The 12,786-nt window shown below is 36.7% G+C and carries 12 protein-coding genes and 1 tRNA gene; 9 read left to right on the forward strand and 4 right to left on the reverse strand.

The genetic code is table 11. The features are described 5' to 3' along the window. Both QZU81_RS02175 and QZU81_RS02180 read right to left on the reverse strand, forming a co-directional pair. The coding region (locus QZU81_RS02175) for a F420-dependent methylenetetrahydromethanopterin dehydrogenase (RefSeq protein WP_295589206.1) at positions 1-720 on the reverse strand (720 nt) is incomplete at its 3' end. A 269-nt stretch (positions 721-989) separates the two neighbouring features. Then, positions 990-1,061: transfer RNA gene (locus QZU81_RS02180), tRNA-Val, on the reverse strand. A 120-nt stretch (positions 1,062-1,181) separates the two neighbouring features. On the opposite strand from QZU81_RS02180, the gene QZU81_RS02185 reads away from it, so the two are divergent. Both QZU81_RS02185 and uppP read left to right on the forward strand, forming a co-directional pair. Next, positions 1,182-2,105 (forward strand): branched-chain amino acid transaminase, encoded by a 924-nt coding sequence (locus QZU81_RS02185; protein ID WP_292852326.1) that lies wholly within the window; start codon positions 1,182-1,184, stop codon positions 2,103-2,105. Positions 2,106-2,117: 12 nt separating this feature from the next. Continuing rightward, entirely contained in the window at positions 2,118-2,951 is an 834-nt protein-coding gene (gene uppP, locus QZU81_RS02190; protein ID WP_295589207.1) for an undecaprenyl-diphosphatase UppP, read from the forward strand. Between the two features lie 28 nt (positions 2,952-2,979). Here the strand turns inward: uppP and cobT are convergent, their stop codons facing one another. Together cobT and QZU81_RS02200 are read right to left on the reverse strand one after the other, a co-directional pair. Further along, positions 2,980-4,041, reverse strand: coding sequence for a nicotinate mononucleotide-dependent phosphoribosyltransferase CobT (cobT, locus tag QZU81_RS02195; RefSeq protein ID WP_292852320.1), 1,062 nt, complete (start codon positions 4,039-4,041; stop codon positions 2,980-2,982). Continuing rightward, positions 4,034-4,537 (reverse strand): hypothetical protein, encoded by a 504-nt coding sequence (locus QZU81_RS02200; protein ID WP_292828725.1) that lies wholly within the window; start codon positions 4,535-4,537, stop codon positions 4,034-4,036. The genes cobT and QZU81_RS02200 overlap by 8 nt, the downstream gene beginning before the upstream one ends. 79 nt (positions 4,538-4,616) lie before the next feature. Here QZU81_RS02200 and QZU81_RS02205 point away from each other — a divergent pair, with 79 nt between their 5' ends. From QZU81_RS02205 to QZU81_RS02235, 7 genes are all read left to right on the forward strand, one after another. Next, positions 4,617-6,215 carry a bifunctional N(6)-L-threonylcarbamoyladenine synthase/serine/threonine protein kinase gene (locus tag QZU81_RS02205; RefSeq protein ID WP_295589208.1) on the forward strand — a complete coding sequence of 533 codons (1,599 nt, stop codon included), beginning with the start codon at positions 4,617-4,619 and terminating at the stop codon, positions 6,213-6,215. 45 nt (positions 6,216-6,260) lie between these two features. Then, on the forward strand, positions 6,261-6,812 hold the full coding sequence (locus QZU81_RS02210) for an XTP/dITP diphosphatase (RefSeq protein ID WP_292828719.1): 552 nt from the start codon (positions 6,261-6,263) through the stop codon (positions 6,810-6,812). A 68-nt stretch (positions 6,813-6,880) separates the two neighbouring features. Continuing rightward, complete coding sequence (locus tag QZU81_RS02215; protein WP_292828716.1) at positions 6,881-7,279, forward strand: 30S ribosomal protein S15; 399 nt, start codon at positions 6,881-6,883, stop codon at positions 7,277-7,279. Next, positions 7,269-8,603 carry a DHH family phosphoesterase gene (locus QZU81_RS02220; RefSeq protein ID WP_292828713.1) on the forward strand — a complete coding sequence of 445 codons (1,335 nt, stop codon included), beginning with the start codon at positions 7,269-7,271 and terminating at the stop codon, positions 8,601-8,603. The genes QZU81_RS02215 and QZU81_RS02220 overlap by 11 nt, the downstream gene beginning before the upstream one ends. Before the next feature lies 1 nt (position 8,604). Next, on the forward strand, positions 8,605-9,792 hold the full coding sequence (locus tag QZU81_RS02225; RefSeq protein ID WP_292828710.1) for an aconitase X catalytic domain-containing protein: 1,188 nt from the start codon (positions 8,605-8,607) through the stop codon (positions 9,790-9,792). Between the two features lie 99 nt (positions 9,793-9,891). Further along, positions 9,892-11,277, forward strand: a complete 1,386-nt coding sequence (locus QZU81_RS02230; protein ID WP_295589211.1) for a Mur ligase family protein — start codon at positions 9,892-9,894, stop codon at positions 11,275-11,277. Beyond that, entirely contained in the window at positions 11,270-12,778 is a 1,509-nt protein-coding gene (locus QZU81_RS02235) for a Mur ligase family protein (RefSeq protein WP_295589213.1), read from the forward strand. The genes QZU81_RS02230 and QZU81_RS02235 overlap by 8 nt, the downstream gene beginning before the upstream one ends. The last annotated feature ends 8 nt before the right edge of the window (positions 12,779-12,786 follow it).

Consider the following 12,786-nt stretch of genomic DNA (forward strand, 5'->3'; position numbering starts at 1 on the left):
TAATTTAGCAGCACATGCAGCAATTTCGTGAGCAGCAGCTACTAATGGGATGAAGTTTTCGAAACCTTTGGTCATGAAACAACCTTTCATGTCTAAGTTTGCAACGGATCCAGCCATTTCGTATGCAGCAATAGCTTTTGCTTTTGCGTATGGGTTTGCGAATCCACCAGCTTCTGCAGCTTTTTCAGCAGTAATGATGAGTTTAGGTAATTCGATTTCTTCGCCTGCGTCAGCTTGAGCAATTACAGCGTCGATAGTTTTTTGGACTAATCTTAATGCTCCGGTTTCAGCTAATACTTTTAAGATGTCGGAGTTGAAGATAGCCATTTCAGTTGGGTCTAACCATTCTCTTTTTGCACCAATCATTGGGTCAGACATTACGATGATGTATCCTAAACCTTGTTCGTCCATTTCATCTTTCTTACCTTTACCAGGTGCGTCACCAATGATAATAGCAGGAACATCTTTTTCAGATAATAATTCTCTTGCTTTAGCTGGTCCAGGTGCTCCTGGGTTTGGGCTAATGAAGATTGCGAAGTCAGGTTCGAAAGCGTCTATTTTAGGCACGACGTCTTCTACTTGTTCAGGGTTCATTTTTGCTCCAGATCCAAAAGTTCTTACATCGATATTTGGTCTGTCTGCTCTTTCGTCTAACAATAGGTCAATTACTGGTGAAGTACCAATATTACCACTTTTAATAATAGCAATTTTTACTACCATAATTTAGTCTCCTTTTTCGATAGTTATAATTTTAATTAAGAAACTATTTAAGTTTTATTATTTAAGATTTTTAATTGTTGTATTAATTATTTCAGCGAAGGTTGTTCATAATTAAATTTAATCAAAAAATTGTATACGATTAACTATTTTTTTGAATATTTTTTGAGTAAAAATTATGTTAGATAAGCCAAAATTAGTGCATATAATTACTATTAAAATTATGAAAAAGTAGACTAAAACTGATAAAAAATATTTAAAATAAGAATTAGTGGTTCCGACGAGATTCGAACTCGTGATCCCCTCCTTGTAAGGGAGGTATCATACCACTAGACCACGGAACCAACAAACAATATTATGAATTTACTATTATATATATTTTTGCATTATTGCTATAATTGAACAAAGTAACTTTAATATATATAAAAAACATATATTTTATCACAAAAATATGAAGTGATAAAATGGCATGGGACGATAAAGAAACTAAAGTTTGGATGGACGGAGAATTTGTCGAATGGAAAGATGCAAATATTTCAGTACTTTCTCATGTTGTCCACTATGGAACAAGTGTTTTTGAAGGTATTCGTGCGTATGAAAACGAAAATGGTGTGGCTGTATTTCGTTTAAAAGAGCATGTACAACGTTTATTTGATTCTGCAAAAATTTATAAAATTGACATTCCGTTTACACAAGAAGAGATTGAAGAAGCTATTTTAGAAACCCTTCGTGTAAATGATTTAGGCGCATGTTACATACGCCCTATCGTATTTAGAGGATATGGAGAATTAGGAGTTAATCCTTTAGGATGTCCTGTTAATGTGGCAATTGCTGCTTGGGAATGGGGATCATATTTAGGAGAAGAAGGAATGGCAAATGGTGTAGATATCGGTGTTTCCTCATGGAGAAAACCAGCACCTGACACTTTCCCTGCTCTTGCTAAATGTGGTGCAAATTACATGAACTCCCAATTAGCAAAACTTGAAGCTATTGACAACGGATATGACGAAGCTATTATGCTCGATTATGAAGGACATGTTTCTGAAGGTAGTGGAGAAAACATATTCCTTGTTGAAGGTGAAAAACTATTCACTCCTGCAATGTCATCTTCCAACCTCAAAGGAATCACCAGAGATTCTATCATGACTGTTGCACGTGACTTAGGTTACGAAGTGGTTGAAGAGGTCATTTCAAGAGAAAGATTATATGCTGCTGATGAAGTATTCTTCACAGGAACCGCAGCTGAAGTAACTCCAATCCGTTCAATTGACCACAGAACAATCGGTATCGGTAGAAGAGGACCTATCTCCGAACAATTACAATCTACTTTCTTTGATATCGTAGAGGCTAAAGTGGAAGACAAATACGGATGGTTATCATACATCTAAGCGGTGTAAAAAATGAATATAATTCAAGCAATAATTATCGGTGTTGTTCAAGGGTTAACCGAATTTTTGCCGGTTAGCAGTTCAGCACATTTAGTTTTTGCTCATAACATTTTAAATGTTGAAAGCTCTTTAGCTTTCGACGTTTTTCTTCATTTGGGAACTTTGATTGCAGTTTTATGGTACTTTAGATGGGATATTATTAAAATGCTTAAATCATGGTGGTTAAGCATTGGTGATTTCCTGCAAGGCAGATTTATGCAAGGTTTCCGTGATGACCCATATAAGAGGCTTGCTTGGTATGTAATTTTAGCTACAATTCCTGTAGGTATCGTTGGGGTATTATTTGAAGATTCAGTTGATGCATTGTTTGCCGGTGCACTTTATGTTCCTGCATTCTTTTTATTTGTAACAGGAACCATTCTCTACTTGTCTCAAAGAATGCCTGGTGGAAATATTAATTTACATAACATTACTAAAAAAGAAGCTTTGTTCATGGGATTAGGTCAGGCATGTGCAGTATTGCCAGGACTCTCACGTTCAGGTACTACCATTTCAGCCGGTTTGGTGGCTGGGCTCGATAAAGAATTTGCAGCTAAATTCAGTTTCATACTATCCATTCCAGCGATTTTTGGAGCATTTGTATTTAAGTTAAAGGATATTGGCTCTGCTATGGATGCTAACTTCTTGCCTATATTTTTAGGTTTTATTGCATCAATTATTGCAGGTTATTTCGCTATTAAATGGATGTTGGATTTAATTCAAAACAAGAGTTTAGATATCTTTGCTTATTATTGTTGGGTAGTTGGTATCGTGGTGTTTATGGGCTCAATAGCTCATATATTTTAAAATTAAAAAATAATAGAGATTAAAATCTCTATTTACATACTTTTTCTATTCTTTTTCTTAATTTTTCTACAGAATTTCCTAAAACAAGTGCAGTGTACATTGCTCCTCCGGCACCGGCACCTTCTTTAACAAATCCTTTTAAGTAATTTTTCAATCCTTCATGTTCGGATTCTTCAAATCTTGGATCCACTACGTTAACGGTAATGTTGTCGTCAATTTGATCCAATATTCCAAAGAGGTCTGCTGTTTCATCAGCTGCAACAAATACTGTAGTTGCTAAGTTGATTCTTGAAAAGTCAAATGTAGGTTGGATGGATTTGATTACTGCACAGGTTGCGGCCATTTGTGTTCCGCCCGCTAAAATAATTGGGATATCGGAACCCAATACCATTCCGGCAATTGCAGGAATTGTAGGGTCTCCTACTGCACCGATTGCTTGCATTGCATCCGCTTCACCAGGTTTGATTCCCGCTTTTTCCAATCCTTCATTTACAGTATTTGATTTTAAATCATGAGGGTTATGTGGCATGCTTCCACTAACTTTTTCATTAGCTTCGTAGCCCAGTGCTTTTAACACGCCTAATGCAGTTGTAGTTCCTGCAGCTATACTTTCACCTATGATAAGCATTTCATGTCTTTGGGATAATGTAGCTCCCAATTCTTTCCCGTTTTCAAATATTTCCAATGGATTCAAAACGCCTTTTCCAGTTCTTATGTCTCTTCCATATTCTTTTCCTAAATTATAATATTCGATATCTGGTTTAATTTTGGAACCTGCATCAACTATGACAAATGGGATGTTTGCGACTTGAAGTGCTGCTTTTGTAAGTCTTGCAGGTGTTGGTGCAGCGGCATCACCAACCACTGTTTCCGCTGGCGCTTCACAACATCTAACTTCACCCAATACCATGAATTCAGCATCTGATGCTGGTGTGTATACTGTTAATTCTGCTGTAGGTCCGGCTCCGGAGATGCCTTCTATCAATGAAGTATCAGTTGTTCCAATTGTAAGTATGAATACTGGATCTTCACATTCCTGTAGCTTTTCAGTTAATTCAGTTGATCCATATGTTTTTATTCCATCAATCATTATTTTCACCTTGTTTTTTTAATAAATCAATAATAATCTTGTTTTGGTTGATAATCTTTTTATTTTGGAGCATGATTTTTTTGAGCATTTCGATTTCAGGCAATTCGTCATCCCTGTAGAATTCCTGCCCGTCCCTTGCTCTTGGCGGAATCTTGATTTGTTCTTTTGGAGGAAGTGATGTTTTTTCATCTGACCTTGGAGGTATGACCCCTTTTGAAGCGCTGTCCTCATTGGATATGAAGTCAACGTATCTGTGTGTAACCTTATTTTTTCCTCTCTCGTCAAGTAATTCCATTAATCTGTCATCCACTTCTTTAACGCCATGAAGCTCTTCTTGCTCTACCTCGTGGAGTAATCTTTTTTGAATATTGTAAGCATTATAAATTGGTATTCCACGGGTTTTACATTCATTTTTAAACATGTCGCTTATGTTAATGTCGCCTGTTAGTTTTTTTACCCTCTTCTGTTCGGGGGTGTTAGCACTATAAAATCCCATATTTTACTTTTTGTTTTTTAAATTTAAAAAATATTTTTATATTTTTAAAAGTAATATACTAATTAATTAAATTTTTTGGTTGATTATTTTGATAAGTTTAGGAATTGAGGGCACAGCAGAAAAGACTGGTGTAGGCATTGTCGACAGTGATGGAAATATCTTGGCTATGACTGGAAAGCAGCTATTTCCCGAAGAAGGGGGTATTCATCCTAGAATTGCGGCTGAACATCATGCCGAATGGATTCCTAAATTAATTCCTGAAGCTATTGAGCAGTCAGGTCTTTCCTATGATGACATTGATTTGATTTCATTTTCACAAGGGCCAGGATTAGGTCCGGCTTTAAGGATTGTTGCAACTTCAGCAAGAAGCTTGGCATTATCACTTAAAAAGCCGATAATTGGTGTTAATCATTGTATTGGACATGTTGAAGTTGGAAAACTTGATACCGGTGCAGTCAATCCAGTATCCCTTTATGTGAGCGGTGGAAACAGCCAGGTAATAGCTTATGAAAGTGGAAGATACAGAATTTTTGGTGAAACTTTAGACATAGCTATTGGAAATTGCCTTGATCATTTCGGTCGTGAAACCGGCTTGGGCCATCCTGGAGGACCCGTCATTGAAAAATTGGCCAAACAAGGTTCATATATTGATTTGCCATATGTTGTAAAGGGTATGGATTTTTCATTTTCAGGTTTGCTTTCTGCAGCCTTGAGGGAAGCAAAAAAAGGAACTCCTATGGAAGATATTTGCTTTTCACTTCAGGAAACTGCCTTTTCAATGCTTGTTGAAGTGACAGAACGTGCACTGTCACATACTCAGAAGGATGAAGTCATGTTGTGCGGGGGAGTTTCAGCTAACTCCAGGTTAAGAGAAATGCTCAAGACAATGTCAGAAGAGCATGGCGCTAAATTTTACATGCCTGAAATGAAGCTTTGCGGTGATAATGGTGTGATGATTGCATGGCTGGGCCTTTTGATGTGTAGGGAATTCGGGCCAATGGAATTCTCCGAAACTGAAATCATTCAAAGATTCAGAACTGATGAGGTCGACATTCCATGGATTGACAATACAAAGACTTACTTGAAATTAAGCGATGAGTTTATAGCGAAAGGTGCTGAGTCAAATATTGTCAAAAGCAGCTATTTGGGTGAAAAAGCCGTCCTGAAAGATAGAATTCCTAAAGGATATAGGATTTCTGAAATTGATGATAAAATCAGGAAGGCAAGAACAAAAGAAGAGGCAAAATTATTGTCTGATGCAAAACGTGCAGGCGTTAAGACCCCTGTGCTGTATGATATTAACTTGCAGGAAAAATCTATTCTGATGGAAGAGATTGACGGTCAGATGGTCAAGGACATCATCAATGAGGATTTGGCCTTTAGAATCGGTGAGGAAATTGCAAAGCTTCACTCTGCGGATATTATCCATGGAGACATTACAACCTCAAATATAATGCTTCAGGATGATAAGTTGGTTTTCATAGATTTTGGCCTTGGAAGATATTCACCATTGGATGAGGACAAAGCTGTTGATTTGCTTGTTTTGAAAAAGTCTTTGCAAAGCATTGATTACAATTTGGCGGTAAAGTACTTTGACTGTGTTTTAAAGGGTTATGGAAGGCGGGATATGGTTAATAAAATATCAGACATCGAATCACGCGGAAGATATACTCACTAATTTTTTGGATTAACTATATAAAAAAATGAATTCATAATTAAAAATATGATAACATTTATAACTGGTAACGAACATAAAGTTAAAGAAGCAGAGAATATTTTCAAAGATTATGACATTAAACTAGAGCATATTGATTTAGGTTACGAAGAGCCTCAAGGAACTCTTGAGGAAGTGGCCTTGTCAGGCGCAAAATATGCTTGTCGTAAACTTGAGAAACCTGTGATTGTGGAAGATGCTGGTTTATTCATTAAAGCTTTAAATGGCTTTCCTGGAACCTATTCTCATTATGTTCAAGATACAATAGGAAATCAGGGAATTTTAAAGTTATTAACCGATACTGATGACCGTTATGCCGAATTCAGGTCAGTTATTGGGTACTGTGCCCCCAATTCTGAGCCCAAGATCTTTTTAGGCAAGGTGTCAGGAGAAATCGCAGTTGAAGAAAGAGGAGATTTAGGATTTGCTTTTGATCCGCTTTTTTATGTTCCTAGTCTAGGTAAGACTTTCGGCGAACTTACAACTGATGAAAAAAACCAATTTTCACATAGAAAAAATTCTTTAGAAAAATTTATTGAATGGTATTCTTCTCAAGAGTAGCATTGTTTTTCTAATTAATACTTAATTGGGCTTATTTAAGATTTAAAAAATTTAAAGAGGTTTATATTATGGCAAGACCAGAATGGGTAACTTATAGTGATGAAGAAATTGAAGAGATGATTTTAAAATTTAACAGAGAAGGTAAAAGTACTTCCGAAATAGGTATTATCTTAAGAGACCAATATGGAATTCCATCTGTTAAAGATGTAACTGGTGAAAGAATCACTCAAATCTTACAAAGAAACGGTCAAGCTGGAGAATACCCAGAAGACTTATTAAACTTAATCAAAAGAGCAGTTAACATCAGAGACCACTTAGAAGAAAATCCTAAAGATTTACACTCTAAAAGAGGTTTAACTATCATTGAATCCAGAATCAGAAGATTAGCATCTTACTATGTAAGTGAAGGTAAATTACCAGAAGGATGGAGATATAATCCAAGAGAAGCAGCACTCCTTGTTAAATAGAGCTAGCGAAGCTACTGATATGCTTAAGGAGCATATCGAAAAGGATAGTGTTATAAGAATAATTTCTCATAACGATGCTGATGGAATATCAGCGGCAGCAGTAATAGCGAATGCTTTGGCTGAGGAAAATGTTCAATTCCACACTACAATTATTCCACGTCTTAAAGAGGATATTGTAAATCAGCTCAGAAGTGAGAAATATGACTTATTCATATTTTCTGATATGGGCAGTCCTTTCATTAAGGAGTTCAATACCTATAAACATGATGTTATTGTTGCAGATCACCATCAGGTAGATGACACCGAATCCGAAAGCAATGTTGTCCATCTTAATCCTCACTTGTTTGGAATTGATGGAAGTAAAGATTTATGCGGTGCAGGTTCAAGCTATTTGGCTATTCGCGAACTTGATAAAAAGCATTTGGCTTATTTTGCTTTGATCGGTGCATTCGGTGATATGCAGGGGCAGGATGGCTTTACTGGTGTCAATAAATTAATACTTGACGATGCTTTAGAAAGTGGAGCTTTGGAAGTTCATGAAGGTTTAAAGATTGTTTCAAAAGCATCAGAACCAATTTTTAAATCTCTTGCTTACACTTTTTCACCCCCTCTTCCGAAAATTAGTGGAGACTTGGATGGGGCTCGTGAATTTTTAGAGCGCATGAACTTGTCTTATGGTATCAAATTCACCGACATGGAAGATGAAGAAAAAGACTTGTTGAAAGATGCTCTTGTTTCTATTAATCCGGATATTTTCGGTGATTGTTATACTGTTCCAAAAGAAGTGCCATTGCTTCGTGATTTAGAAGAGTATTCCTATATACTTGATGCTTGTGGTAAGAATAAGAAACAAGGTCTTGGTTTAAGTATCGCGCTCGGCGAACGTGACCAGGCTCTTGATGCGGCTTTAAGATTGCAACGCCAATACAGGGACCAAATTGTAAAAGGTTTGCAATGGGTTAAAAAGGAAGGCGCTGTGCAACTTAACAGCATACAATATCTTTATTCCGAAGACAAAGTATTGAAATCTGTAATGGGCACTATTGCAAGTATTGGTTTATCTGTTGAATTGTTGGATGATTCAAAACCTGTTTTAGGACTTTCAAGACTTCATAAGGATATTAAAATCTCTGGCAGAACCACACGTGACATGGTTGCCAAAGGTGTTAATTTAGGAAAGGCCTTGCAGGATTCATCAAATAATTTTGGAGGCACTGGCGGCGGTCACGACATTGCTGCAGGTGCTATGATTCCATATGAAAGTAAAGACAATTTCTTGCATTTAGTTGATGAAATGGTCGAATATCAATTATCAAATGATTAATATGTTTTTAACAAAAAAAGAAGAACAAATGTGTGATGGGGAGTTCGGAGAAACCATCAGAAAAAGTATGGATATCCTAGTTGCATTAGGGGATATCTATGGTGCTTCTAAATTGGTTGACATAACTTCTGCACAGGTATCAGGAGTCTCTTATAAAACTATTGGAGACGCCGGTTTGGAATATTTGCAAGATTTGGCTAAGGATGGTTCCGGTAAAGCTACCATTAATGCTTCTTTAAATCCACCTGGAACAGATTTGGATAACTGGAAGGAATTGGGTTTTCCGGAAGAGTTTGCAATAAAGCAAAATCAGATTGTCGATGCTTATGCAAATCTCGGTATTTCCAAGACATGCACTTGCACCCCTTACTTGGTAGGTAATGTTCCAAGATTCAGAGATCATGTTTCATGGTCAGAATCATCTGCTGTTGCATTTGTCAATTCAGTAATTGGTGCTAGAACTAATCGTGAAGGAGGGCCTGCAGCACTAGCGGCAGCCATTGTTGGTAAAACTCCATTATATGGATTCCACTTGGAAAATAATAGGAGAGCTAATTTGGTTGTTAATGTTAATTGTGAATTGTCCGGTGCTGATTTCGGTGCATTAGGTTATATAATCGGTAAGGTTGTTGGTGGAGGAGTTCCTTATTTTGTATTGGAAAACACTCCAAATAACAATGATTTGAAAACTTTAGGTGCAGCACTTGCTTCATCCGGTTCGGTTGCACTTTACCATATGGAAAATGTTACTCCTGAATTTGATATGGCCGGCAAGGAAGAAGTTGAAGATATAATGTTCATTTCCGAAAAGGAAATTAACGAAACTCGCCAAAAATTATCAACTACTGATAAAGAGCCTGATTTGATTTGTTTAGGATGTCCTCATGCATCTTTAGAAGAGATTAAACAAGTGGCTAACATTGTCCAAGGTAAAACTATTAAAAATAAATTATGGATTTGCACATCAGTCAGCGTAAAAGCGACCGCTGATAGGATGGGTTACACAGAAAGCATTGAAAAGGCGGGTGGAAATGTTGTATGTGACACCTGTATGGTTGTAGCCCCTATTGAAGAGATGGGCTTTGAGGTAATCGGTGTAAATTCAGCAAAAGCAGCAAATTATGTTCCGTCAATGTGCGGACTTGATGTTGTTTATAATGATGTAGAAAATCTTATTCAGTTTGAATAAGTTTTCTTCAATTCTTTTTTTTAAAATACTTATTTTCTTATTAAACTTTAAATTACATAACTTCTAATATTATAATTAAGAAATTGCGAGGAAGACTTTATGAATTATTTAGTTGTTGGTGCCGGAAATGCTAGTAGGCCTGTTGCAAGACTACTAAATCATTTAGGCCATGATGTTGTTATCACTGATTTAAAAGATAAATCCGAATTTAAAATTGAATTTCAAAGAAGTTTAAATCAATTGGAAAAGGAAGGCGTCAAGTTGGATATGGCAAACAAAAATCCTTCTGTTGAAGGTTTTGATGCTGTTTATATGCCTCCTACATTACCTGATTCCGCTCCAATAGCTCAAAAAATTGCAGAGTCTGACTTAAAGATATTGACTAATGAAGAATTTTCCGAAATGGTGAATGATTTGATTCCGGTCGACATAATAGGAATTACCGGAACCATGGGAAAAACAACCACTACTTTTATTACAACTAGCTTATTCAAACAGGCAGGATATAAGGTATGGTCCTGTTCATCTCTTGTGAACAACCTGGTTTCAGAAGCTATAATCGATGGAATCGTCACAGGCAAAGCAAATGAATGTGACATTGCTATTTTTGAGCTTCCTCATGGTACTATAGGCCTCTTGAATAGGCTTGATATCAAGATAGGTCTTTTAACTAATATTGCCGAAGACCACCTGTCAGAGTTTGGAGGCTCCCTTGAATTGTATCAGCAACGTAAATTGGTTTTGCAGGCTATGAGCAGTACATTTATAGCAAATAATTCATGCAGGGACATCATTGAAAAAGTCAGGGATGATGCGCTCTATTATGCATTGGATGAAGACGTTGACTTCAAGGGAAGCGTTGGCGATAAATCATTAACTGTTAACTATGCAGATGGAGAATTCACTACACCATTCTACATGATGAGTTATTTCTTCGAGAATTCTGTTGCGGCTTCTGCTGTAGCGTTAACATACGGTGTCTCCGAAGAGGACATTATAGATGCACTGACAGAATTCAAGGGCCTTCCGGCACACATGGAAGACGTTGGGGATTACAATGGCAGGAAAGTAATTCTTGATTCCGCATTTTTATATGATGGAATGAAAATAACTCTCGATTACTTTAAAGATGAAAGTGTTGTACTGTTTTTAGATCATTTTGATACATTATCTGTAAGGGATAAGGCGGAAGTCGGTGAATTGGTAAGCAATTATGACATTAAAGTTGTAATTGCAAGCGGATTCAACGAAGTTAATCAAACTGTTGAAATGGAAGCGGCACAGGAGATTTTGGATGCAATCACAAATCCGAATATTGAAAAGGTGCCTGTTGAGACAATCGAAAAGGCTGCCGAATTGACTTTCAAATATTCAAAACCTGGCGACATAATTTTGCATATGGGGCCGCTTATCGCATATGACAGGCTGACTACCGTGGATAAAATTATGAAAGGACTTGAAAAGGGAAGTAAAAAATATGAATAGGAATAAAACCTTTGGGGTTATTGGTGTTTGCGGAGCAAACGGAAATTTAATTGCAAGAATCCTAAAAGAAAGAGGATACAATGTTATTGGAACTGATTTATCATTTAAAAAAGATTGTAGATTTGCCAATGCCTTAGAGGGTTATGATATTGATGTTTTTTACGGCAAAACTCCTGAAGCGTTCTTTAAAAAATCTGATTATATAATTCCTCCTGCTAGCCTATCTAAAGATTCAGAATTATTTAAGAAAATTGATAAGCCTATTTTGGAATTATATGATGTAATTGAAATGATTCAGCCTGAAAAGCCGGTATTTGGAATAACCGGTACAAACGGCAAAACAACTTCAACAACTTTACTTAAAAAAATAGCTTATGATAATGGAATAAAACCCTGTGAGCATAACTTGGAAGGCATGCAGGGAAATGCAGAATTCATTCCAATTTTACAGTCAAGATTGGATGGGGATGTTGCAATTTTGGAAGTTGGAACATTCGGTATTCCTGGAACTGTTGGAAGGGTTGTGAAAAACACTTCCATGTCAGCGGGTTTGATTACAAACATCACTCCTGATCATTTAAACGATTTGGGCAGTTTTATGGATTATGCAAGCGTAAAAGCAGAATTCATTAAGGAAATTGGTGACGGCACACTTATTGTGAATGGGCATGACCCAACAATTATGGGTCTTTTGAGAGAACTTGACTTTAAGGGAAAGCTCATTACTTTCGGTGTTGATGAACTTCCGGATTCTGTAGGAATGAAGGAATGTGTTTGCGGCAATGAAATTGCTGTTAAGGAAATCATCTCAGGTTGCGGCTATTACTTCTGTAAATGCGGCCTGACCACTCCGCAAGTTGACTATATTGCAACAAACGTTGATTTGAAAAACAGGACTTTCGACCTGCACACTCCAACTGAAAAATTGACAGTTAAAATGGGAATAGATGGACTTCACAACGTTTATAATGTTACTGGAGTCATTATTGCGGCTCATGAATTTTTAGATTTGCCTTATGATAAAATATTGCAGTCCATAGCTACTTTCACAGGTGTTGGTGGAAGAATGGAGGAAGTAGGTGAAGTCAACGGCAAAGACATTTTTGTTGATTATGCTCATAATCCTGCAGGTGTAGAGACTGTTTTAAAAGAGTTTAAAAAATTATTCGGTGATTTTACCACTGTCATAACTGTTTCTTCCGAATCAGGATATCCTGGAGATTTGGATATTTTCAATAGTGTTTTGAAATTTTCAAAATTTATTGTGCCTGCATCAACTGCCTCTCAAAAGATAGCTACAGAAAAATTAAGGGATAATCCTAAACTGAACGACAGAATATTTTTCAATTATGTCGGAAACTTTGAAAAGACCTCCACATTAGGCGCTTCTGAAGAGGAAGTAAAGGAAGGAATAAAAAAGGCTTTGAATTTGGATTGTAAGATGGTTATAGCCATTGGTGAGGCCGCTACAAAATTCAAGTCAATAATCTTTGAGTTATGAGGGCATGT

The organism is uncultured Methanobrevibacter sp., assembly GCF_902770715.1.
Taxonomy (GTDB): Archaea; Methanobacteriota; Methanobacteria; order Methanobacteriales; family Methanobacteriaceae; genus Methanocatella.